This window comes from Paracoccus sp. (in: a-proteobacteria) (genome assembly GCF_046289755.1).
Taxonomy (GTDB): domain Bacteria; phylum Pseudomonadota; class Alphaproteobacteria; order Rhodobacterales; family Rhodobacteraceae; genus Paracoccus.
This window is the reverse complement of the sequence record NZ_JBKBVD010000009.1, coordinates 78,631-103,042: the sequence shown is the minus strand read 5'-3', so window position 1 is coordinate 103,042 and position 24,412 is coordinate 78,631. Positions and strand designations below refer to the sequence as shown.

Here is a 24,412-nt window from a genome sequence, read left to right as displayed (position 1 = left end):
GCGGCGACCTCGTCCAGCAGCCTGCCCCAGCCCTGCGCAAACGCGGCGACATCATAGGCGCGCGCCCGGCCCGGCCCGCTGTCGGCCAGCGCCTCGCGGCGATCGGGATCACCCAGCAGCTGCGCGATAGCCTCTGCCATGGCACCGACATCCTGCGGCGGAACCAGCGCACCATATGTCCCGCCATCAAGAATTTCGGCAGGCCCCGAGGGGCAGTCAAAGGCCACTGTGGGCGCCTTGCAGGCCAGCGCCTCGGCAATCACCAGACCAAAGCCCTCAAAGCGCGAGGATGAGGCGAACAGCGTCGCGCGCGCCATGAAACGGTAGGGGTTTTCCTGAAAGCCCAGCAGGTGCACCGATGCGCTGACACCAAGCTGCGCCGCCAGTTCCGTCAGCGCCCCACGCTCATCCCCCTCGCCCAGAATGACCAGTTCATGATCGGCGCCCATCTGGCGCGCCTTGGCATGCGCGGCAATCAGCAGATCAAAGCCCTTTTGCCGGTTCAGGCGGCCCACCGCCACCACCGTCGGTCGCGCAAACAGGGCCAGGGCCTCGGGGGGCAGCGGTTCGGCGGCGCGCGCCTTGACCTGTGCGACGTCGATGCCATTGGTGATGACCCGCAAGAGGGGGCGGTTTTCCGGAAAGGCGGCGGCATGGGACTGGGCCACCCCGTCCGAGCAGGCCACGATCACGGCGGCGCGGCGAAAGGCACGCATCGTCGCCTTGACGCGCCAGCTGAGAACGGCGGCAAAGCGCGACCAGTCCGCATGCAGCCACAGCACCACCGGACGGCGCGCGACCAGACCGGCCAACAGCGCCAGCCCCGACGCCCGCCCCTCGGCCACGCCCACCACGACATCGGCCCGGCGCGCGCGCCGGATCGTCTGGGTCAGGTGGTGGAACAGGTCGCGGCGGTTGTATTCGCCGACGCGGCCATAGATGACATCGTCCTGAAAGCGGGGGTCGGGATCGAACTGGACCGGCAACCGCTCGTGGACATACATCTCGACATCAAAGCGCTGGCGGTCCAGCCCTTCGAGAAGCAGAAGCGACATGCGCTCGGCCCCCGCGCGGCTGAGATTGGGGGCGCAGAGCAGCACCCGGACCCTGTCTTGCGTGTCTCGGGATGTCACAACTACCACCATTTCAGAACAGGGCCTGCGCGGCAGACCTTTGCCGCACGGGCAATATGTCTGTCCAAACAGGGCCGGTCAATGCGCCAATGCGGCGACGGCGGTGGGGCGTGTCAGCCGGGCCGGCGCGTGGGCAGTTTGCGGGCGTTCAGCCGGTGACGCAGAAAGAACTGCACCATCTCGCGCGAGGCGTCCGGCCCTTGCGGGTCGACGAACCGCCCGGCGGGCGAGCCACCCGACCAGGCATGTCCCGATCCCTTGACCAGCCAGTACTCGACACGCGGACGGCCCTGCCCAAAGCGATGGGTGGTCCTGACATAGCTGCGCCCCTCGGCGGCCTTGCGCGTGACCTCGGTGGCGCGCAGGGTCGGGAACGGCTCCAGCGCGCGCAATGCGGCAAAGCGCGAATTGCGGGGGCTGACGACCCTGTCTTCGCTGCCATGAAAGATGATCGTCGGCATTGCCGCCGCGCGCCGGTCGCCGGGATTGCCCTGCTTCATCGCCATCATGGCCGAGGTCTTGTCGCGCGCGGCCCCGGCGGGCAGACCGGAATGGGTGCCGACGGCGGCAAAAATGTCGGGATAGGCGCCAGCAAGGATCAGCGCCGCCGAGCCGCCTGCCGACAGTCCGGCCACATAGACCCGCAAAGGATCGACAGGATGCTGCGCGATCACCTCGCTCACGAGGCTGGCGATCAGCGCGGGTTCGCCCGCGCCACGGGACTGGTCGCCGCGCCGGAACCAGTTCCAGCAGCGGCTGGAATTGGCATCGCGCGGCTGTGCCGGATAGACGACCATCAGGCCCAGTTCCTCGGCCAGCGCGTTCATCCGCGTGCCCTTGGCAAAGTCATCCGGCGTCTGTCCGCATCCGTGCAACATGACCACCAACGGCAGCGGCCCGGCCTCTTTCGCCATCTTGGGCGTATAGATCTTGTAGCGGCGCTGCCCGAAGGCGCAGTCATGCACCGCCGACCGAAACGAGGCATTGCGCGGCGCCGCAGCCGGGCGTGGCCGGGGCGATGCCTGTTTTCTTGGTTTCGGGGGCGCGGCGGTTCTCGGTGCCACCGACAGGGCGCTGGCGGTTGCGGCCGGTGCGGCTGCGGCCCGCTTCATCGCCTGAGCTGCAATCTGAGTGGCTGACCGGAACATGGCCGAGCTGAGGCTGATCGCCATCCCGGCGCTGCTTTTTGCAGGGCGCCGTGGCGATCTGAGGCGAAAGCGCTTGATCATGGCAACGGAAGCCTTGCTGAGGAATGTGCATATGGCTCGCACGCATCCGCTCACCCCGCAACTCACAAAGCAGTTTTCGCCACGCAGGGCTGGCATGCAAAAAGGCTGATGCCCTCCACGGCCGGATGCATATCCTTAAAGTTGTATATCCTTATTCTCACTCGCGTCAATTCAAAAAACCCGGCCGAACTTCCCCTTTTGTTCTCACATATCAAATGTATGATCAAATAGAGTGAGGAATACCGGCAAAAGACGGACCTGCCGGATCGGGCGAAAAGATCGCGCGCGCCGGGTCGCAGCGATAGTCACAGGCAAGGCCGGGTGCGAGGGCGGCAAGTTCGGTCACCGCCGACAGAATGGTCGCGACCTTGTCCCGCGTCATCAGAGGGGACAGGTTCAGACGGACAAAACCGGGCTTCTCGACCTCTTGCCCGGCCAGAATCGCCCTGCGCAGCCGGGCCGATTCGGCAGGCCCGATCCCCAGCAGGCGGTGGACATAAGGACCCGCGCAGGCACAGCCGCCGCGCGCCTGAATGCCATAGCGATCCGACAGCAGACGGGTCACCAGCTGCTGATGCACAAATCCGCCCCGAGGGTCGCGCAGCCGGAACGCAAAGATCGGCAGGCGCGGGCCCTGCAGCCGGCCAAGCAACCGGATGCGCGGGTTGCCCTGCCAGGCCACCATCGCGGCACCGACCAGCGCGGCATTGGCGCGGTCCAGCCGGGGCATGCCGATCAGATCCTTGACCCGGAAGGTCAGTGCCGCGCGGATGTCACCGATGATATTGGGCGTGCCCGCCTCTTCGCGCGCCTCCAGCCCGGTGGCATAGTCATGGCCCTGTGGCGAAACGAACCGCACCGTGCCGCCGCCCGGCCAGGTCGGGCGGGTGGCGACCACCGCGTCGCGGCGCAGCACCAGCACCCCCGATGCGCCCGGCCCGCCCACGAATTTATGGGGCGAGACCACCACCGCGTCGATCCGAGCGTCGGGCGCGGCATCCATGCGGATCGGCAGATAGGGTCCGCCACCGGCATAATCCCACACCATCCGCGCGCCCGCCGCACGCACCTGCCGTGTCAGCCCCTCGATATCCGAGACGGTGCCGGTGACATTCGAGGCCGCCGAGAAGGCGCAGATGACGCGCCGCCCCTGAGTTTCCGCCTGCGCCTCTGCCAGCGCCGCCGCTAGGCCCGCGCGGTCCGGTCCGCCGTCAGGGTCCTCGTCCAGTTCGATCACCTCGGCGCCGCTTTCGCGCCAGGGCAGGATGTTGGAATGATGCTCGTAGGGGCCCAGAATGACCCGCGTCCCGGGTCCGGCGCCCAGCAGCGCCACCAGCCGGTTGATCCCCGCCGTCGCGCCAGAGCCGCAAAAGATCACCGCGTGTGCTGGCCCCGCCCCGCAGGACTGCGCCACCTGCGCCCGCGCCGCGCGCCGCATCAGCGTCATGCGCTGCCCGCAGAACGAGGCCTCGGTATGGCTGTTGGCATAATAGGGCAGGACGTGATCCATCACAAAAGTCTCGATCTGCTGCAGGGCGCGGCCCGAGGCCGTGTAATCGGCATAGATCAGCGGTTTGGGGCCAAACGGTCCGGGGATCAGGGTTCCCTCGCCGATCAGCCCCGCGCGCAGGGACGCAATCGGGTCTGCCGGGTCGATTTCCGCGTCCAGCGCCGCGAACGGATGCGCCATCATTTCATCGTCCGGTGTCATCTGTTCCGCCCCTGTACCGCCTGGTCACAGAATGGATCGAAGAGGATCAAGGATCATCGCCTGTTTTTCGCTGTTCACCGGTCTGATCGGATCATATGATCTGTTTCATGGAAAAAATCGACATGATTGATCTTCGCATCCTGACCGCCCTGCAGCGCGATGGCGGTTTATCGCAACGCGAACTGGCCGAGCGGGTGGGCATGTCGCAAAACGCCTGCTGGCGGCGGCTGCAGGCCCTGCAGGCGGCGGGAGTTCTGGCCGGAACGCAGGCGCGGGTCGATCTGGCGGCGCTGGGGCTGGATCTGACGGTGGTGGTCATGATCCGCACGCGGCATCATTCCCGCGACTGGGTCGACCGCTTTGCACGCCATGTCGAAAGTCTGCCCGAGGTGATTGATTTTCACCGGATCGGGGGCGAATGGGACTATCTGCTCAAGGTGGTCGCACAGGGCATGGCGGGGTATGACCGTTTTTACCAGAAGCTGATCGACGGGTTCGAGTTCGACAAGGTCACCGGCCTTTTCGCGATGGAACGGATTCTGGAAAACCGCCCCGCCGATCTGGCCCGTCTTCTCTGAGAGCACCTGCCGGACGGCTGCCTCAGCCCCAGTCCAGCACGACCTTGCCGCTGCTGCCCGAACGCATCGTCTGAAACCCTTCGGCAAAGCGGTCGGCGGGGAAGCGGTGGGTGATGACGCCCCGGATATCGAGACCGTTTTCCAGCATGGCGATCATCTTGTACCAGGTCTCGAAAATCTCGCGGCCATAGACGCCCTTGAGGGTGATCGCCTTGAAGACGATGCGGCTCCAGTCCACGGGGGATTTTCCGGGCGGGATGCCCAGCATGGCGATGCGCCCGCCCATGACGAGGTTCTCGACCATCTGGTCCAGCGCAGCCTGATTGCCCGACATCTCCATGCCGACGTCGAACCCCTCTTTCATCTTCAGCCGGGCGGCCACGTCGCGCAGGTCCTGCCGGGCGACGTTGACGGGGATCAGATCGGTGACCCGTGCGGCAAGGTCCAGCCGGTCCTGATTGACATCGGTGATGACCACATGGCGGGCGCCGACATGGCGGGCGACGGCGGCGGCCATAATCCCGATCGGGCCTGCGCCGGTGATCAGCACATCCTCGCCCACCAGATCAAAGGACAGCGCAGTGTGCACGGCATTGCCGAGCGGGTCGAGGATGGCGCCGATGTCATCGTCGATCTCGTCGGGCAGGGGCACGACATTGAAGGCGGGCAGGCGCAGGTATTGCGCGAAAGCGCCCTGTTCGTTGACGCCGATGCCACGTGTGGCCGGGTCCAGATGAAACTTGCCCGCGCGGCTCTGACGGGATTGCTTGCCGATCAGATGCCCCTCGCCCGAGACGCGCTGGCCGATCGCAAGGTCATGGACATTGCGGCCCAGTTCGACGATCTCTCCGGCGAATTCGTGGCCGGTCACCAGCCCCAGCGGCACCGTGCGCGCGGCCCATTCGTCCCAGTTCCAGATATGGATGTCGGTCCCGCAGATGCCGGTCTTGCGGATGCGGATCAGCACGTCGTCGGGGCCGGGCTCGGGGACCGGGCGCTGTTCCATCCACAGCCCGGTCGCGGGCTGCGTCTTGGCCAGCGCCTTCATCTGGTTGCTCATGCGATCACCCCCGCCGCGCGGCCCGCGTCACGGAACGCCTCAAGCGCCATGTCCAGATCGTCGCGGGTCAGGCGGGCATTCATCTGCGTGCGGATGCGCGCGCGCCCCTTGGGCACGACCGGAAAGAAGAACCCCGACACGAACACGCCGCGCCGATACAGTTCGGTCGCCATCGTTTGCGCCAGCCGCGCCTCGCCGGTCATCACCGGCACGATGGGATGTTCGCCCGGCAGCAGGTCGAACCCGGCCTCGGTCAGCCCCGCGCGCCAATAGGCGGTGTTGTCGGACAGCTGCGCGCGCAGGTCGTCGGCGGCCTCGACAATGTCCAGCGCCGCCAGCCCCGCCGCCACGATCGCCGGCGGCAGCGCGTTCGAGAACAGATAGGGCCGCGCCCGCTGGCGCAGCAGGTCGATCACCGGCTGCGGACCGGCGACATAGCCGCCAAGCGCGCCGCCAAGCGCCTTGCCAAGCGTGCCGGTCAGAATATCGACCGGGGCGCCGTGATGGGCGGGCGTGCCGCGCCCCTGCGGCCCCATGAAGCCGGTGGCGTGGCAGTCATCGACCATCGTCACCGCGCCATAGGCCTCGGCCAGTGCCGTGATCTGCGGCAGCGGCGCCAGATAGCCGTCCATCGAAAAGACGCCATCGGTGGCGATCATGATGAACCGGGCGCCGTCCGCCCGCGCCGCCTGCAGCTGCGTCTCAAGATCGCCCATATCGGCATTGGCATAGCGATAGCGGCGTGCCTTGCACAGCCGGATGCCGTCGATGATCGAGGCATGGTTCAGCGCATCCGAGATCACCGCGTCCTCGGGGCCCAGAAGCGGTTCGAACAGCCCACCATTGGCATCAAAACAGGCGGCGAACAGGATCGAATCGTCCATGTCCAGAAAGCCCGCGATCCGGTGTTCCAAGGCGCGGTGCAGATCCTGCGTGCCGCAGATGAACCGGACCGAGGCCATGCCGAACCCGTAGTCGTCCAGCGCCCGGTGCGCGGCGGCGATCAGGGCCGGGTCATTGGCCAGCCCCAGATAATTGTTGGCGCACAGGTTCAGCAGGCTGGTGCCGTCCACCGTGACCCGCGTGCCCTGCGGCGAGGCGATCAGCCGCTCGTGCTTGTACAGGCCGTCGGCGTCGATCCCCGACAGGGCCGCCCCCAGATGGCCCAGAAAATCCTCGCGCGACATGTCATGCCCTCCTGTATCGGGGCAAGCTTGTCCCAGCCCTGCCCCGAGATCAAGCCGACAGCGCGGCGCGGGGTGCGTCCGTGAGCAGACGGTCATACAGCCCCACGATCCGGGCCGCCTTGGCATCCCAGGTAAAGTCGCGGTGGACCTGCGCCCGCGCGGCCTGCGCCTTGATCGGCAGGGGGCTGCGGTCGGCCTCGACCTGTGCCAGCGCCTCGGCAAGCCGGTCGATGATCTGCTCGCGCGTGCCGATCGGCACCAGATAGCCGGTGGCCTCGGTGACCAGCTCGCCCGGCCCGGCATAGTCCACGACCATCGGCACCACGCCAAGCGCCATCGCCTCCAGCACCACGCCGCCGCCAAACTCGCGGATCGAGGGGAAGGTCAGCAGATGGACCGAGGCCAGAACCTCTTGCACGCGGTCATGGGGCAGGTTGCCGTGAAAGGTGACCGCATCGGCGATGCCCAGCCCCCGCGCCTGTTCGCGCAGGCCCTCCATCATCGGGCCGTCGCCCACGATGTCCAGCACCAGCCGCCCGTCGCGCGCCAGCGGCGCCGCCGCCGCCAGCAGCATGTCCGGCCCCTTGTAGGGCACCAGCCGCCCCACGAAGCAGCCCCGCAACGGCCCCTCGGCCCCTTGCTGCGCGATCAGGTTGAAACGCGCGGGATCGACGGCGTTTTCGGGCAGGAACACGACCTTGTCCTGATACGCCGCCGGGATTTCACTGGCCGTATGCCGCGATCCGGCCAGGATCAGCGCGCAGGCCCGCAGCATCCGCCGATGGGCGGGGTTCAGCTTGTAGGCGCCGCGCACATAGGACAGCCATTCCCGTTCGCGGCGGCGTTCGGCGTCGAACCCCGCAGGCCATGGCACGCCGCCATTCAGCGGCCCCAGCACGAAGGGCACCCCCGCCGCCGCGACCTTTGGTGCCAGCGACGAGGCGATGGTGGGCGACAGCGGCGTGACCCGGTGGACGATGTCATAGTCGCCCGCCCGGATCGCAGGGCCGAACTGCTTCCAGACCAGACGTTCGAAATAGGGATAGGCCAGCCCGGCGATGGCCGTCACCATGGTCCAGCCCTTGCCCTGACCCATGCGCAACAGGCTGGCCAGCCGATAGAGCGGCGCGGCCACCGCCTCGCTGTCGATCGAGGTGAAGTCCTGCCCCTCGACCAGACCTGCGCGCAGAAAGGCGTCGCGGTTGCGGCTTTGGGTGACGATATGGACATCGGCATGGCGGCGCAGCGCAGAGGCCAGCGACCAGCCCACCAGCGGCACCGACACCCATTCCGGGTTGGCCGCCTCGGCGATGACAAGAACGCGCGGGCGTGATGAGGTCATTTTCAACTTTCAGGACTGGTTAAATAGGGGATATGCAGGCGCGACGAACAGGGTCAGATTAGTCCAAACATTATCGCAAGGCCATGTTGTTCTTTCCCGCTGCCGCCCCGTTGGGCAGGTCCACGAACGGGAAGGGCGGCAGGAAGGGGAAGCGCCATGACACTCGGATATCTCGTCCCGGAATTCCCAAATCAGACCCACGCCTTTTTTTGCCGCGAGATCGAGGCGATCGAGGCGTCGGGCACGCCGGTGCGGATCTATTCGACCCGGCGCCCCGCCCCCGGCGCCTGCCCCCATGCCTTTGCCGAACGGATGACGGCGCGCACGACCTATCTGTTTCCGCCCCGCCCCGGCGCGGCACTGGCATGGATGGTGCGGCGGCCCCTGCGGGTGATGAAGGCCAAGGCCTATGTGCTGGGGCTGAGCGAGACGCCCCTGGCGGGCCGGGCAAAGCTGCTGGGGCTGCTGCCCTCGGCGGCGATGCTGGCGCAGGATGCACGGCTAAACGGCGTGACGCATCTGCATATCCATTCCTGCGCCAATGCCGCGCATCTGGGGGCGCTGGCGCATATTCTGGACGGGCTGCCCTATAGCCTGACCCTGCATGGCGATCTGCCGGTCTATGGCACCGATCACGGTGCCAAGATGGCACGCGCGCGCTTTGTCGCCGCCGTCACCGCGCCGCTGGCGAAGCAGATCGCCACGGTCAGCCCGGCCACCGACGCGCCGGTGATCTGGATGGGGGTCGATGGCGCCCGCTTTGCGCCGGGCGCGGCGCCCGGCAACGAGGTTTTCACCGTCGCCACGGTGGCGCGGCTGAACCCGACCAAGGGGCACCGCTTTTTCCTGCAGGCGCTGGCGCTGCTGCGCGACCGGGGGCTGGTCGTGCGCTATCTGATCGCGGGCGACGGCCCGGCGCGGGCCGGGATCGAGGCGCTGATCGGGCAGCTTGGGCTGGGCGATCAGGTGCAGATGCTGGGCGCGCTGGACGAAGACCACATCCTGTCGCTGCTGCATCGGGTGGATGCGCTGGCGCTGACCTCGGTGGGGCAGGGCGAGGCAGCGCCGGTCACGGTGATGGAGGCGATGGCCTGCGGCGTGCCCGTCATCTGTTCCGTGATCGGCGGCACGCCCGACATGATCCGCGACGGCCATGACGGGCTGCTGGTCCCGCAAGAGGATGTCGCGGCGATTGCGGATGCCGTGATGCGGCTGGCCCGCGACCCCGCAGTCGCGCAGCGCATCGGCACCGCCGCCCGTGCCACCGCGCTGGAGCGTTTCGACAGCCGGACCAACGCGGCCAAACTGCTTTCACGGATCACAGCGGGCTGAGGCCCCCCGCGCGGCGGCTCAGCCCGCCATCCGCGCCGGCGCCACGCCGGTCTGCGGCAGGGCCGCCACCACATCGCGCACCAGTTGCTGTACCCGCAGTGCCGCTTCGGGGCCAAAGCCCTGCGCCACCGACCCGTCGGCGCGCTGCATCTGATGGGGCAGGCCCACCGGGCTGCGCTGATACATCACCGCCCAATGCGTCAGCGCGACCACATAGGCGCCCAGATCGTTGATATGGATGGTGTCCAGCCCGCCATCCTCGGTCCGGGCAAACAGATCCCCGCGCGAGGTGAGGCCGGGCAGATCGCCCGCCTCGGCGGCGCGGGCGACGGCCGCCATCGCCTGTCCGCCGGGGATCAGGAAAATCCCGCCACTGCGCCCGGTCGCCTCGGCGGGGGCGATCACGCGGCCCAGCCAATGTGCCTCAAGGTCCGCGTCGATCCGCTCCAGCCAGCCATCCGGGTCGTCCAGATTGTGCCAGGTTTCGTACAGATAGATGCGGATGGCAGGATTGCCCTGCCGCGCCAGTGCCGCCCATTCCGCCAGCCAGTACGGGCTGTCGAAATAGCGAAGCGAATCGCGGATTTCGACCATTTCGGTCATCACCAGAACGTCGAAGCCGTCCGCTGCCAGCGCCTGACGGGCCGGGGCGGGGGGGATGCCGCTGGCGTGCAGCTCGTATCCCGGCAGAGCCTCGCCCTCGGTCCAGTGGGTCTGCAGGGGCGTGCCCCATCCCAGCTGGCTCGCGTAGCCATGACCGCCGAATTGCGCCAGCATCGCGGGCATGTCGCGGCCCACCAGGCTGTGACCCAGATGATAGACCGCGCCGATGCTGTCGGGCGGCGACAGAACCACACGCGGCGCAAGCGCCATCTGCGGGGGCAGGGCACCCTGCCTGCGTCGCCAGCCGATTGCGGCGGCGGCCAGTCCTGCGGCCGCGACCAGCAGTGATCCCATGGCAAGCCTGCGATTCATGCGTCGTCCTTTCATCTCTGTTCTGCCCCCCAGACTGGCATGGTCTGCGCGCCAGATCACGCTTGCACGACGGGAACGGCAATTCACCTTGCCCTTCTGCGCCGTCGCCGCCAAGATTGTACATAACCGTCCGGCCTGCACCACATGTCATGGTCCGGCGATTGTATGTCTTGAGGGGTTGACTGGGATGACCATGATTGCTGATCCGAAACTGCAGGCGCGCGCGGCGCGCAGCCTGTGCGGCCGCCGTGCCGTTCTGGGGGCCCTGGCGGCGGCCCCGGCGCTGTGGCTGGCGGCCCTGACGCCCGCGGCGGCGGCGGCGGATAAGGACAAGTTCGCGCTGCGGGTGATCCAGTCCGGCCACTCGCTGACCGACCCGATCGTGCCCGCGCTGAACGGGTTGCTGGCCGCCGCAGGTGTGCCGCCCTCTCGTCCGCAACCGATCGCGGGCTCGACCATTCCCGGCAGCCCGATGGAGTGGCGGTGGGAGCACCGGATGGAACCCGGCCCCGATGCCCGCACCGACATCGCCGACTTCGACGTGATGGTCATCACCGAGCGCGTGTCGCTGGCCAACACCCAGCCCTGGCATCATTCCGATGAGATGGCGCTGACATGGTTCGAAAACACCTGGACCCACGGGAAAGGCGGCGCGGGCGCCGAGACCATTCTCTATGCCTCCTGGGTCGAGGTCGACAGCGGACCGCAGAACGAGAACCCCCATAACGACCCCGAGGCGCATATCAGCTTTCGCGACCGGCTGCCGCTGGAGATGGCGCGCTGGCAGACCATGGCGGATCATGTGAACGACAACCGCCCCGAAGGCTCGCCTGCAATGCGGGTGATTCCCGGGCCGCTGATCATGGCCGCTGCGTATGACGCCATCACCGCCGGACAGGCGCCGGGCGTGACGGCGATCGAGGATCTTTTCTCGGACAATATCCATGTGAACCACGACGGCGCCTATCTGATCGCGCTGGCGCATTTCGCGGTGCTTTACGACACCGATCCGCGCACGCTGACGGGCGGCATCGGGCGGCTTGGCCCGCATGATCCGGCGACGGCGAAATGGATGCAGCAACTGGTCCACGACGTGCTGCTGGCCTATCCCGATGCGGGCTATACCGGCGGCGCGTGAAAGCCGTCAGGTCCCGGTCAGGCGGCGTGCCTGTCCGGGGCTGACGATCAGCACGGTCACGAACAGCCCCCCGGCCATGCACCATCTGCCGCACAGCTCGGTGCCGCGCAGGGTCAGCCGGAACGTATCGGCCGACAGGCGCAGCGCGACCTGCGGATAGTCCAGCCACAGCCCGGTCAGCGGGAACTGTGCCTTGAAGGCGGCCTCTTTGGCGGAAAAGATCAGCTTGGCCGCAAGGGGCGCGGGCAGGATGCCGCCATCGTCGTCACCCGGTGACAGGATCAGATCGGCCAGCGCGGCATCCAGAGGTTGCGCCGGTTCCAGATCCAGCCCGACCGAGGGCCAGTCGCTGTGCCGCGCGGCCAGCGCCCCGGCCAGATCGCGCGTGTGGCTGATGCTGCCGCACAGCCCCGCAGGCCAGCAGGGCGCGCGGTCGGCACCGGCAGGCAGCGCCGCCGCCTGCAGTCCCGCATCGGACAGTGCCGCCCGCGCCGCCGCCCGCCCGGCGGCGAATTCGCGGCGTCGCAGCGGCACGGCGCGCGCGACCGCCCTGGCCTCGCCGGGCCAGAGCGGCGGCGGCGGGTCGTCGATGGCCCGCAGCGCCATGCCCACCGTGGACGGCAGCATGGCGCGCAGCGGGCCCGCGATCATTTTCCGGGGCCCTGAGGGCGCATCCGGGCCCGCAGCGCGCGCCGCTCGGCCATCAGATCGCGCACGGGTTCGGCGGTTGCTGCGGGTGCTGGCGATGCGGGTGTGGGTGCTGCGGCCTGACCGTTGGGCTGCGGTGCGGGTTGCGGTGCAGCGGGCGGCGATCCTTCGCGCTTTCCGGCCAGATGGGCCGCCAGATCGCGCATCACCGGAAACCGGAAGATGTCGGTGATGGAGCTGCGGCGCAGGCCCAGCTCGTCGCGGACCGCGCGGTGCAGCTGCACCGCCAGCAGCGAATGCCCGCCCAGCTGGAAGAAGTTGTCGCCCGGCTGGACCGAGGGCAGCCCCAGAATCCGCGCCATCAGTTGACCGATCTGGTCCTGCAGTTCGTTCGCCTGCGTGGCGGTATCCGCGCCGTTGCCGGGACCGGCAGTCACGCTGGCGCTGGCCGCGGGTGCCGGATTGCTGGCGGGCACGGGCGCCGGGGCACGCACAGCCATGGGCCTGGCCGGTTCGGCCATGGCCAGCGATTTGCGGTCGATCTTGGCATTGGGCGTCAGCGGCATGGCGGGCAGCACATGGATGCGCAGCGGCACCATGAAATCCGGCAGATCGCGCGACAGCGCCGCGCGCAGGGCCGCAGGATCAAGCCCCGCATCACCGGTCACAAATCCGATCAGCTGGCGGTCGCCCTGTCCCTGATCCTGTGCCACCACGGCGACCTCGCGGATGCCGGGCAGGCGGGCCAGCCGGGCCTCGATCTCGCCCAGCTCGATCCGGTACCCCCGCAGCTTGACCTGCTGGTCGACCCGGCCCAGAAAGCGCAAGCGTCCGCTGCTGTCGCGGCGACACAGATCGCCGGTGCGATAGCGGCGCCCCTCGGGCTGGTCGGGAAAGGCCCCTTCGGTCTGCTGGGCGCGCTGCCAATAGCCGCGCGTGACGCCCGCGCCGCCGATCCACAGCTCGCCCGCGACACCGTCGGCCACGATCTGCCCGGCAGGATCGCGCAGTTCCAGCACGGTCCCCGCAATCGGCTCGCCCAGCCAGACATCGGTGCCGTCGCGGCCCAGATCGGCGGTGGCCGACCAGATCGTGGTTTCCGTCGGCCCGTACATGTTCATCACCCGCGCCGGGCAGGCGCCCCGCAGATCGGCCAGCAATCCGGGGCTGAGCGCCTCGCCGCCAAGCGCGATCAGGCGCAGCTGCCCCATTGCCTCGCGCGAGGCCGGGTCTTCCAGCAACAGCCGCGCCATCGAGGGGGTGGCCTGCAGATGCGTGACCTGATGGCGGCGGATCTGCGCGGCGATGCCGTAATCGCCCCCCGTCGTGACCATCGGGTTCACCCGGTCATGCAGCTCGGCCAGCCGCTCCAGCCCCGCCAGCACCATGTCCGAGGGGATGCCATAGTCGATCAGGCAGGCGATTTCCGACACGCCGATGGCGCGCAGCGCCGCGATCCGGTCCGCCGCCTCGTCCACCGTGCCGAACAGCCCGCTGTCGTTGAAATAGCGCAGGAAGGCAAAGTCCAGAATGCCCTCCAGCTCGTCCTCGGACAGGGTGGACAGGTCGATGGCCATCGGATCGCTGACGCCTGCGGGCTTTTTGAAGGCCGGGAAGGCCCAGGCATATTGCTTGACCAGCCCTGCGGCGGCGCGCAGGTAATCCTTCATCGGCTCGCGCGCGGCTTCCATCGCGGCGTCGCGCGTCTCGGCCAGATAGCTGTGCAGCATCAGCGTGACGCTGAAATCCGCCGGGTCATGGCCCGCCTCGCGCAGGGCTGCGTGATAATCGGGGATGCGGGCGGCAATGTCGTCGATGCTCTGGCCCAGCAGATGGGTCAGCACATTGGCACCCAGCCGCCCGGCCTCGCGCCATGTCGCGGGATTGCCCGCCGTCGTCACCCAGACCGGCAGCTCCGCCGAGACGGGGCGCGGCTGCGTCACCACCTTGTGCATCGAGCCGTCGCCGCGTGGAAACGCCACCTCTTCGCCGCGCCACAACCGGCGCACCTGGTCGATGGCGTCGATCATGGCGGGTTTGTTGGCGGGCGGCGTGTTGCCGGGGCGCAGCACGAAATCATCAGGCTGCCAGCCCGAGGCAAAGGCGATGCCCGCCCGGCCATTGGTCAGGTTGTCGATGACCGCCCATTCCTCGGCGATGCGGGCGGGATGGTGCAGCGGCGCCACGCAGGACCCGGCGCGCACGCCGATATTGCGCGTGACCGCCGCCACTGCCGCCCCGGTGACCGAGGGGTTGGGATAGGGGCCGCCAAAGGCGTGGAAATGCCGCTCGGGCGTCCAGACGGCGGCAAAGCCGTGGCGGTCGGCCAGCTTGGCGCCCTCCAGCAGCATCTCGTATTTGCGCGGCCCGGCGCCGTCATCATTGCCCCAGTAATACAGCGACATGGCCATGCCCTGCCGCGTGCCCTGACCCTCGGCGGGGTCGCTGTCGGCACCGCCCAGCAGATCGCCCGCGATCACGACCTTCCAGCCGCGCGTCAGCGTCCAGAAGATCTCCAGCACCGAGATGTCGAAGGACAGGCTGGTGACGGCCAGCCAGGTCTGCGGCTCGGGGCTGTCCAGCGCCGTGTCCATGCCGGCAAAGAAGTTGATGACATTGCGATGTTCGACCATCACCCCCTTGGGCGTCCCGGTCGAACCCGAGGTATAGATCAGATAGGCCAGATCGCTGCCCGACGCGGCGCGGGGCGCAACCTCGGGGCCGGTCGCGTCCAGCATCAGCAGGCGGGCGCGGTGATCGGGCAGGCGCGCGGCAATGCGGGGATCGGCCAGCACCACCGGCGCGCCGCTGTCGGCCAGATAATGCGCCAGCCGCTCGGCGGGATAGTCCGGGTCCAGCGGCACATAGGCGCCCCCGGCCTTGAGGATCGCCAGCGCGCCCACGACCAGCCCCGGCCCGCGCGGGGCGAACAGACCCACCGGATCGCCCGGACCCACGCCCATCGCGGCCAGTTGCCGCGCCAGCCGCGTCGCGCGCTGGTCCAGCTGGGCGTAGCTGAGCACCTCATCGCGGAACACCAGCGCGGGCGCATCGGGATGCGCGGCCACGCAGGCGGCGAAGGCCTCGTGGATCGTGGCCGGGGCCGCCGCTGCGGGGCCGTCATCATTGCGCGCGACAAGGGCCGCGCGCCCGGCACCAAGCGTCGCCGCCTGCGCCAGCGGCTGCGAGGGGTCGGCGGCGGCCAGCGCCTCGGCGATGTCCGCCAGCGCCCGCCAGGCACCTTCGGGCAGGCGCGCGCGGTCCCACCAGACGCGCAGTTCGGCCTGCGGCGTATCGGGCAGGGCCGCACAGATCGCGGCACCTTGCGGCGCATCTGCCGGGTCCGACGCAATGGCCAGCCCCGGCACGCCGGGACGGCCCAGCTCGGGCGCGCGGGCGACCAGATCGGCCAGCACCGGGCCACGGCGGGCGGTCTGCGCCAGATCGCGGGTCAGCGCCCCGGCCAGCGAGGCCAGCGTCTCGTCATCGGCCTCGACCGACAGCGGCTGAAAGCCCAGCATATGCGGGCGCACCGAGGGCGGCAGGGCGGCCGACACGGCAATGTCAAACGCGGTCGAGCCGGTCATCCGCACCAGCGCACCGGCCAGTGCTGCCAGAATTTCACCGGGTTCCTGCGGGCGGGGCAGGACCAGCCGCGCCTCTTGCCAGTCGGGGGCGCTGTCAGAGGGCACAGCCTCGGGCAGGACCAGCGGCGCCAGCCGGGCCAGCCGGGCGCGCCAATAGGGCTCGTCACGGGCGGCGCGGCGGATGGCGGCGTCCAGTTCGGCATCGTCGGACAGGCCGGGCAGACGGTCGCCCGCGCGCAGCCCGTGGGGGCGGGGATGGCCGTCCTGTCCAGTCAGGCCGGACAGGGCCAGCGCGCCGCCGCCGGCACAGGCGATCAGCATCAGGTCGTCCGATGCCTCCAGCACCTCGCCGGGGGCGGCGGGGGCTGCGCCCGCAGGCGGGGCCGCGACCTCGGCCTGCGCCACCAGCAGAACATCATCGGCCAGCCGCAGCCGGGGCCGCAGCATCGGGTTCCAGTAGGGACCGTGATCCAGCGCGCGCACCAGCCGCGCCTGACTGGCCGCGTCGCGGCTGAAATCCAGCATCGCCGCGCCTGCGGGGCGGTCGATGCGCAGATGGCGGCGGGCGGGCGCGTGGGGCTGGGGCTGACCCTGATCGCGGCCCTCTTCCAGCATCGCGATCACCTCGGGCAGGCTGCGCTGCGCGGCCTCCCAGCAGCGGGCGTTCAGGGTCAGGGCAGTGTCATCCGCGCCGATCGTGACCGGCACGCGCAGAAGAACCGGGCCCTCATCGACGCCGCCCGCGATGCGGTGCCACGAGATGGCATGATCGCGCGCGCCTTCCAGCAAGGCCCAGACGGGGGCGTTCAGCCCGGCGCGTTCGGGCAGCGGGCCGTCGTGGAAGTTGACCGCGCCGCGCCGCGCCATGGCCAGCACCGCATCAGGGATCACCGACAGATTGGCCACCGACAGCAGATAATCGCAGGCGGCCACGGGACCGACCGGCAGGCCCTGCGCGCGCGCGGCCTGCGCCAGCGCCGGGTCGTCCACGGTGAACGAGGTCAGCCGGTGCCCACGCTCGGTGATGATGCGCGCGGCTTCCAGCGCCAGCGAAGCGTTTCCGATCAACGCAAATTCAAATGTCGTCACGGGCTCTCTCCGGTCGGGAAATCAGTGTGGGAATCTGTCTGGGACGCGAGGGGGACAAGGCGTGGCGCAGCAGCGCCCCCGCCTGCCCATGCGGAAAATCGGCATCCGTCCGGCCCATCAGCGCGCGCAGGCGGCGGATCGCCAGCCCGGTCAGATGCGCCAGCGTGGCGGCCAGCGCATAGGGCCTGCCGTGGTTCCTGCGATAGTAATGCTCGCGCGAGGCGAACCAGTAATCGGGGGGCAGCGTCCAGTCCCGCATGCCGGTGCTGACCGAGCCGATATGCTCGATCCGCGCGTCGGGCAGGTAATGGGTGGGCCAGCCCGCCCGCGCCGCGCGCAGGCACAGATCGGTTTCCTCGAAATAAAGAAAGAAGGCCTCGTCAAAGCCGCCGATCTGTTCCAGCACCCCGGCCCGGATCATCAGCGAGGCCCCGGCCACCCAGTCCACGGCCTGCGCCTGTTCGGGCATGGGCAGCGTCACCACCCGCTGCGCCAGCAGGCGCGACAGGGGGCCGGTGCGGGCGGCATCCTCCAGCTCGCTGGCGATGCCGGGAAAGCGGAAATGCGTGCCATGATGGTTGCCATGCTCGCCCACGACCCGGCAGCCCAGCAGGCCCACCTGCGGATGTGCGTCCATGTAATCGCGCATCCGCGTGATCATGTCCGGCTCGGCGAAGGCATCCGAGTTGACGACCAGCACATAATCGACCGGCTGCGCCAGCGGCACCTGCAGGGCGGCGTTGTTGCCCGCGCCAAAGCCGCCATTGCGACCCGATTGCAGCACCCGCAGCCGCCCGCCCTCCTGCCAGCCCTGCGCTGCCGCATGGGCCTGCATCGTCTCATGGCTGCCGTCGCCCGAATCGTTGTCGATCAGGCTGATGCAGCCCTCGACACCCTCCAGTGCGGTCAGCGCTGCCTGCGCCGCGCGCAATGACATCTGCGGGCTGCGCCAGTTCAGGATGATGACGTGAACCGAACCGGGCCTCATTCCGCAGCCCTCCGCAGGTCCGTCGCACTGGTGCCGTCGGCGGCGGCCAGATCCTCGCGCATCCGCGCGGCCAGCACGCGGACGCAAGGCTCCAGCACCATCGAATCGTGATCGCCGGGCACCTCGGTCACGGTCAGACCGGGCATCCACGGCGACCACAGGTTGTCGTCATAGACATATTCCCGCGCCGTGCTGACGAACTGCCCGCCGGTGACCCGGAAGCGCCGGTCCAGCCGGGGCCGGTAGAGCGTGACCGGCCCGTCCCAGACCCGCATCTGAAACTGCGGCAGTGCGCCCAGAAAGGCGCCGTGGATGGCGGCGTTGTGAAAGCCGGTCGTGTCGGCTTCGGCCCCGCCCCGCCGCCGGGCGCGTTCATAGGCCAGACGGTCGCGCAGCCAGCGGCTGACAAAGCCCGGACCCTCGGCGCGGATTTCGGCGGCGCGGATCAGCAGGCGGTCGCGGCGCGACAGGGCAGGGCGGACCGGAACCGGTGTGTCCAGCATCACCAGCCGGGCCACCGTCTCGCCCGCATCCTCAAGCTGCCGGGCTATTTCCAGCGCGGTCAGGCCGCCGCCGGAAAAGCCCGCGACCAGATAGGGGCCTTCGGGCTGGACCTGCCGCATCTCGGCGATGCAGCTTGTCGCGGCCTCGGCCAGGGTCTCGTGCGGCGGCACATCGCCGAACAGGCCGCGTGCCTGCAGCCCCCAGACGGGACGGTCGGGCGACAGGCGTTGGGCCAATGCGCGCAGGTTCAGCACATTGCCGAACATGCCCGCCACGATGAACAGCGGTCGCCCGCCACCCGCCGCGCCCTGACTCATCGGCACCAGATGGGTAAAGCCCGTGGTGGCGGGCAGGCCCTGAGCGACGGGCGCACCGGGCGTGGCGCTGCCCTGATCGGGTTGCGGGCCGATGCGGGCCTCGATCAGCGTGGCAAGGGCTGCGACATGCGGCGCCTCGAACAGCGTCGCCAGCGGCAGGTCCAGACCATAGGCCTTGCGGATCATCGCAAACAGCCGCACCGCGATCAGCGAGTGCCCGCCCAGATCAAAGAACCCATCCATCGCGCCGACCTGACTGACGCCCAGCAGATCGCGGAAGAACCCGGCAAGGCTGCGCTCCAGATCGGTGCGCGGCTCGACGAAGTCGTGGTCCAGATCGGGCCGCTCGAAGCTGTGGCCCTGTCCGGGGTCGCGGGCGCGGCTGGCACGGGTCTCGCGCGCGATCAGATCGGGCAGATCGAGGCTGGAGACGACGACCTGAGGCCGCCCGCTGCGCATGGCGCGTTCCAGCAGATCGGGGCCAAGCGCGGGCGGGATGCCCTGCGCCACCATCTGCGACAAGCGCTCCTGTCCGGGGCGGTGGCCGGGGCGCTGTGTGACCTCGCGCAGACCAAGCTGGGCCGAGGGCGCGGCCTGAAGGCGGCGCAGCGTCAGGCCCTCGACCTCGGTCAGCACGGTGCCTTGGGGATCGGTCAGGGTCACGTCAAAGCTGGCATAGCCGCCCTCATCGTCGCGCAGCCGGACATGGCTGACGATCTGGGCGGGCAGCGGCGCATGGACGGTCAGCGCGTGATAGGACAGCGGCACCCACAGCTGTTCGCGGTCATAGCCGCGGATCAGCGCCATCGCCCAGCCCGTCGCAATATCCATCAGCGCGGGATGCAGCACAAAGCCCTGATCCAGATCGCCGCGCATCGCCTCGGGCAGCGACAGCTCGGCCAGACCCGAGGGCACCGGCCCGGCACGGTCCAGCCAGGTCGCCCGCAGCACCCGCCAGCGCGGGCCAAAGGCCATCTGCCCCTCTTGCGCCGATTCCAGCGCATGGCCGGTGGGCGCCTGATCGACCGGCATGGCGTGGCGCAGCGCCGCGATGTCCAGCCTGCCTGCCGGGGTCTCGGCGGTGGTGATCCGGCCTTCGGCCACCGGGACCGGCCCGGCGCCGAAATCGGCATCCAGCAGAAAGCCCGTCGCCCCTTCGCCCGGCGTCAGGGTGATGCGGAAATCGCGCTGGCCGCCCGGCTCGACGATCAGCGGATCGAGAAAGGTCAGATCGCGCAGCGCGAAGGGCAAGCCGCGGCCTGCGGCCTGCAGCGCCTGCGCGGCCAGTTCGATCGTGCCGGTGCCGGGCAGCAGCGCCACCCCGTCGCGGGTGCGATGCTCGGCGATGATCCAGTCGCTGGCCGACAGCGTGCCGACAAAGCGCGGCGCGGCGCCATCGTCGATCCGCGCGGTCAGCAGCGGTTGCGGCACGGGCACCGGCGCGGGCGCGTCCCGGCGCCCCGACAGCGCGTCGGCGGCCATCCCGATCTGGGCCCAGACCCCCCAGTTCACGGCGGTCACGCGGCCAAGCGCCGCAATCCCGGTCTCGGCCACGGCGTTCAGGTATTCGTTGGCGGCGACATAATCGACCTGCCCGCCCGCCGCGATCTCGGTCGAGGTCGAGGCGAACAGCACCGTCCGGCGCAGGGGCGCGCTGGCGAAAACCAGCGCCAGATTGCGGGTGCCATGCACCTTGGGGGCCAGCACATCCTCGATCTCGGCGCTGGATTTGGCCAGCATCGGCGCGTCGGCCACGATGCCTGCGGCGTGGATCAGGTCGGTGACCGGACCAAGCTGGTCGCGGATCTGCGCGACCGCCTGCGACAGCGCGGCCGCGTCGGTCACATCGCCCACGGCCACCGTGACCCGCGTCCCCGCCGCGCGCAATTCCCGCAAGGCGGTGATCTGGCGGGCGATGCGGTGGTCGGGATCGGCGGCGATGCGGGCGTCCCATTCATCCTCGGGCGGCAGGGGCCTGCGCGTCAGCAGCGCGACCGCAGCCCCCCGCTCGACCGCGATCCAGCGCGCCAGCGTCAGCGCGATGCCGCCCAGACCGCCGGTGATCAGCACCACGTCATCGGGCCCGAAGCCCGGCATCCGGTCCGCCTCGGGCAGCGCCATCGGCGCGATATGGCGCGCATGCCTGCGGCCCTGCCGCCATGCGGCACGGGCGGGCGGGGCCGGGTCCATCAGATCCTCGACCAGCCGTCCCGCCATGGCCGCCAGATCCGAGGCGCCGCGCGGGCGTTCGATGTCGACGCTGCGCGCCGACAGCCACGGGAATTCACGCACCCCCACCGCCAGCGGCCCCAGCACCATCGCCTTTTCCGGCGCGGCCAGCACCTTGTCGTCGGTCAGGCGCGCGGCGTCCGAGGTCACCGCGATCAGATCGACCGGCTGCCCGCCGCCTTCATTGGCCAGCGCACGGATCAGGTGCAGCAGCGTGTTGAAGCCCTGCTCGACATGGCGGTGAAAGGGGCTGAAGCCCGCCCGCGCGCCCTCGGTCGCGGCATCGGGCACCAGCCAGAAGCTGACGATGCGCTGCGGCAGGCGGTTCTGCGCGACCAGCGCCGCGATCAGCAGTTCGAAATCGCCCGCGCCGTTTTCGGGTGCGACGATAAAGCTGTCATCGCCCGTCTGCGCAAAGCAGTCGCCTGCCCGCAGCTCGATCACCTCGTGGCCCGCATCGCGCAGCCGCCGGGTCACTGCATCGGCCAGCCCCGTCGCATCGGCCAGCACCAGCCAGCGCGCGGGGTCACCCAAGGGCCTGCCCTGCGCGTCCAGTTCCACATCCGGCGCCGACAGCCGCCATGCCGGGCGCCAGCCCCAGCCCTGCGGATCGGACAGGCGCAACGGCGGATCATCGGCGGCGACACTGGCCGCGTCAGCGGTGGCTGGCTCGATGAAATAGCGTTTACGCTGAAAGGCATAGCCCGGCAGCGGCAGGCGAAGACGCCCCTCGCCCCAGATCAGCGACCAGTCCAGCGCCACACCGGCGGCCCACAGGCGTGCAAAGGCCAGCAGGAAAAACGCGTCATCGTCGATCTGCTGGTCAGGATGGCGCAGGGAACTGACCACCCGGTCGGGCGTGGCGCCATTGGCCTGCGCCAGCGCCGACATGGCGCGGCCCGGTCCCACCTCAAGAAACAGACAGGCGGAGTCTTCGCGCAGTGTCGCCATGCAGCCCGCGAAATCGACCTGATGGCGCAGATGTTCGACCCAATAGGTGGGATCGGTGGCCTGCGCGTCGGTCATCCATGTCCCGGTGCGGTTCGACAGCAGCGGGATGCGCGGCGCGTTCAGGGGGATCTGGCGCAGGAAAGCCTCGAACTCGGGCAGGATCGGCTCCAGCATCCGGGAATGGGCGGCGATGTCGATGGCGATGCGCTGGCAGTCGATGCCCCGCGCCGTCAGCCGCGCCTGCAGCGCGTCGATCATCTCGCGCGGGCCCGACACGACCGACAGTCCGGCGGCATTGCGCACGGCAAGGTCCAGCACCTCGCCCGCCTCGTCCATCAGCTCATCGGCGGGCAGCGGCACGCTGAGCATGCCGCCCGGCGCGATCCGGTCGAACAGACGGCCGCGCAGCTCGACCAGCGCGATGCAGTCGTCAAAGCCCAGGACGCCCGCAAGACAGGCAGCGGTGTTCTCGCCCATCGAGTGCCCGGCCAGCGCCTGCGGCTCGGCGCCCCAGCTGATCCACAGCTGCGCCAGCGCGTATTCCACGATCATCACCAGCGGCAGCTGCACCGAAGGACGGTTCAGCGCCTGCGTCGCCGCCGCCTCGTCGCCCGGCTGAGGCAACCACAGCGGGCGCGGATCGCGGCCCGTCAGACGCTGAAGCACGGCAAGGCCGCGATCCATCCAGTCGCGGAACACCGGCTCGGTCTCGTAAAGGCCGCGCGCCATATGGATCGACTGCGCGCCGCCGCCGGGGAACAGAAAGGCCAGCTTTGGGGCCACCTGCGCGGCATCGTGGTTAAAGACGCGGCGCGGATCGTTCCGCTCCAGCAGATCGGCGGCCTCAGTCGCGTCAGCGGCGACCAGCACGCGGCGTTTGTCAAAGACCTTGCGGCCCTGCTGCAGGGTGAACCCCACATCGGCCAGATCGGCCTGCGGGTTGGCGCGCAGCCATCCCGCAAGGGCTGCCGCATTGGCGTCCAGCGCCGCGCGCGAGCGGCCCGACACGACCAGCGGCTGCACCGGCCAGTCCGAGGGCACGGCTGCGGGCCGTTCGGGCGCGGCCTCCAGCACCGCATGGGCATTGGTGCCGCCGACGCCAAGCGCGTTGATCGCCGCGCGGCCGGGCCGGTCGGGGTGGCGCGGCCATGGCGTGCGGTCGGCCACGACGTGAAACGGCGTGTCCTCGAAGTCGATCACCGGGTTCGGGGCCTCGTAGCCAAGGCTGGGCGGGATCTCGGCGTGATGCAGCGACAGGACGACCTTGATCAGCCCCGCCGTGCCCGCCGCCGTGTCCAGATGCCCGATATTGGTCTTGACCGAGCCGATGCCGGTGCGCCCGCCGGGGCCGCCCATGGCGAAAGCCTCGGTCAGGGCCGCAACCTCGATCGGGTCGCCCAGCCGCGTGCCGGTGCCGTGGCATTCCACATAGTCGATCGTCGCGGCATCGACGCCCGACATCAGATGCGCCTCGGCGATGGCCGCCGCCTGCCCCTCGACCGAGGGCGCCAGATAGCCCGCCTTGGCCGAGCCGTCATTGTTGATCGCACTGCCCTTGATGACCGCCCAGATGTGATCGCCATCCGCCAGCGCATCCGCCAGCCGCCGCAGCAGCACGACCGCCGCGCCACTGCCAAACACCGTGCCCTCGCTGCGATGGTCGAAGGCGCGGCAATGGCCGTCGGGTGACAGGATCTCGTTCGGCTTGTACAGATAGCCGCGCCCCTGCGGCAGTTCGATGGTGACGCCGCCGGCCAGCGCCGCGTCGCAATCGCCCGCGTTCAGCGCCTGACAGGCCGCATGCACCGCCACCAGCGAGGTCGAGCACGCCGTCTGAACCGACACGCTGGGGCCGCGCAGGTCAAAGATATGGCTGGCGCGGGTGGCCAGAAAATCCTTGTCATTGCCGGTATGGCGCAGCAGGAACAGCCCGGTTTCCTCGACCAGATCGCGGTTCGAGCAGATATTGACCGAGAAATAGCTGCCCATGCCGCAGCCCGCCCAGACACCCACCGCGCCCAGACTGTCGGGACGGTGCCCGGCATCCTCCAGCGCGTGCCAGCAGGTCTCCAGAAACTTGCGGTGCTGGGGGTCCATGACCGCCGCGTCTTTCGGGCTGAGGCCGAAGAACTCGGCATCGAACTGGTCATAGCCGTCCAGCAGCGCGGCACGGGCGACGTAATCGGGATGGCTGGTGCGGGCGGTGCTTTCGCGGGCGGCGGCCAGTTCCTCGGGGGTCAGGTCGCGGATCGATTCGACCCCGTCGCGCAGATTGGCCCAGAACTGGCGGGCATCGGATGCGCCGGGCAGGTCCAGACCCAAGCCTATCACGGCAATATCACGCGAATTGTCATTCAGTCCGGACAAGGTCACCTCCAACATTGCCCCTGGCCGGGGCGGCGTGCCGCGCATTG

14 protein-coding genes are annotated in these 24,412 nt (G+C 69.4%); 3 read left to right on the top strand and 11 right to left on the bottom strand.

The genetic code is table 11. The features are described 5' to 3' along the window. From ACK41U_RS05330 to ACK41U_RS05320, 3 genes are all read right to left on the bottom strand, one after another. A partial coding sequence (locus ACK41U_RS05330) for a glycosyltransferase (protein WP_409676984.1) occupies positions 1-1,055 on the bottom strand: 1,055 nt, incomplete at its 3' end. 191 nt (positions 1,056-1,246) lie between these two features. Then, positions 1,247-2,305: an alpha/beta hydrolase family esterase gene (locus tag ACK41U_RS05325; protein WP_409676982.1), complete on the bottom strand. Its 1,059-nt coding sequence runs from the start codon at positions 2,303-2,305 to the stop codon at positions 1,247-1,249. Between the two features lie 280 nt (positions 2,306-2,585). Next, positions 2,586-4,073, bottom strand: coding sequence for an aminotransferase class V-fold PLP-dependent enzyme (locus ACK41U_RS05320; RefSeq protein ID WP_409676980.1), 1,488 nt, complete (start codon positions 4,071-4,073; stop codon positions 2,586-2,588). 122 nt (positions 4,074-4,195) lie between these two features. On the opposite strand from ACK41U_RS05320, the gene ACK41U_RS05315 reads away from it, so the two are divergent. Continuing rightward, positions 4,196-4,651, top strand: coding sequence for an Lrp/AsnC family transcriptional regulator (locus tag ACK41U_RS05315; protein ID WP_409676978.1), 456 nt, complete (start codon positions 4,196-4,198; stop codon positions 4,649-4,651). Positions 4,652-4,673: 22 nt separating this feature from the next. Here the strand turns inward: ACK41U_RS05315 and tdh are convergent, their stop codons facing one another. Genes tdh through ACK41U_RS05300 form a run of 3 tightly spaced genes read right to left on the bottom strand, consistent with a single transcriptional unit; the run spans position 4,674 to position 8,240 of the window. Beyond that, on the bottom strand, positions 4,674-5,711 hold the full coding sequence (gene tdh, locus ACK41U_RS05310; RefSeq protein ID WP_409676976.1) for an L-threonine 3-dehydrogenase: 1,038 nt from the start codon (positions 5,709-5,711) through the stop codon (positions 4,674-4,676). Further along, positions 5,708-6,898, bottom strand: coding sequence for a glycine C-acetyltransferase (locus tag ACK41U_RS05305; protein ID WP_409676974.1), 1,191 nt, complete (start codon positions 6,896-6,898; stop codon positions 5,708-5,710). Before ACK41U_RS05305 ends, tdh begins: the two co-directional genes overlap by 4 nt. A 49-nt stretch (positions 6,899-6,947) precedes the next feature. Beyond that, on the bottom strand, positions 6,948-8,240 hold the full coding sequence (locus ACK41U_RS05300) for a glycosyltransferase family 4 protein (protein ID WP_409676972.1): 1,293 nt from the start codon (positions 8,238-8,240) through the stop codon (positions 6,948-6,950). A 156-nt stretch (positions 8,241-8,396) separates the two neighbouring features. On the opposite strand from ACK41U_RS05300, the gene ACK41U_RS05295 reads away from it, so the two are divergent. Beyond that, a complete protein-coding gene (locus ACK41U_RS05295) occupies positions 8,397-9,572 on the top strand; it encodes a glycosyltransferase (RefSeq protein WP_409676970.1) in 1,176 nt (391 codons plus the stop codon). An 18-nt stretch (positions 9,573-9,590) separates the two neighbouring features. Here the strand turns inward: ACK41U_RS05295 and ACK41U_RS05290 are convergent, their stop codons facing one another. Beyond that, positions 9,591-10,547 (bottom strand): hypothetical protein, encoded by a 957-nt coding sequence (locus ACK41U_RS05290; RefSeq protein ID WP_409676968.1) that lies wholly within the window; start codon positions 10,545-10,547, stop codon positions 9,591-9,593. Positions 10,548-10,734: 187 nt separating this feature from the next. Here ACK41U_RS05290 and ACK41U_RS05285 point away from each other — a divergent pair, with 187 nt between their 5' ends. Further along, on the top strand, positions 10,735-11,685 hold the full coding sequence (locus ACK41U_RS05285; protein ID WP_409676966.1) for a hypothetical protein: 951 nt from the start codon (positions 10,735-10,737) through the stop codon (positions 11,683-11,685). 6 nt (positions 11,686-11,691) lie between these two features. Here ACK41U_RS05285 and ACK41U_RS05280 read toward each other — a convergent pair whose 3' ends face one another. The 4 genes from ACK41U_RS05280 to ACK41U_RS05265 are packed head-to-tail and all read right to left on the bottom strand — an operon-like array spanning position 11,692 to position 24,371. Further along, positions 11,692-12,336: a 4'-phosphopantetheinyl transferase gene (locus ACK41U_RS05280; RefSeq protein WP_409676964.1), complete on the bottom strand. Its 645-nt coding sequence runs from the start codon at positions 12,334-12,336 to the stop codon at positions 11,692-11,694. Further along, the gene (locus ACK41U_RS05275) at positions 12,333-17,009 is read right to left on the bottom strand and encodes a MupA/Atu3671 family FMN-dependent luciferase-like monooxygenase (protein ID WP_409676962.1); all 4,677 of its coding nucleotides are present in this window, start codon (positions 17,007-17,009) and stop codon (positions 12,333-12,335) included. Before ACK41U_RS05275 ends, ACK41U_RS05280 begins: the two co-directional genes overlap by 4 nt. Then, the gene (locus ACK41U_RS05270; protein WP_409676960.1) at positions 16,996-17,997 is read right to left on the bottom strand and encodes a glycosyltransferase family 2 protein; all 1,002 of its coding nucleotides are present in this window, start codon (positions 17,995-17,997) and stop codon (positions 16,996-16,998) included. Before ACK41U_RS05270 ends, ACK41U_RS05275 begins: the two co-directional genes overlap by 14 nt. After that, positions 17,994-24,371: a type I polyketide synthase gene (locus ACK41U_RS05265; protein WP_409676994.1), complete on the bottom strand. Its 6,378-nt coding sequence runs from the start codon at positions 24,369-24,371 to the stop codon at positions 17,994-17,996. Before ACK41U_RS05265 ends, ACK41U_RS05270 begins: the two co-directional genes overlap by 4 nt. Positions 24,372-24,412: the final 41 nt, after the last annotated feature.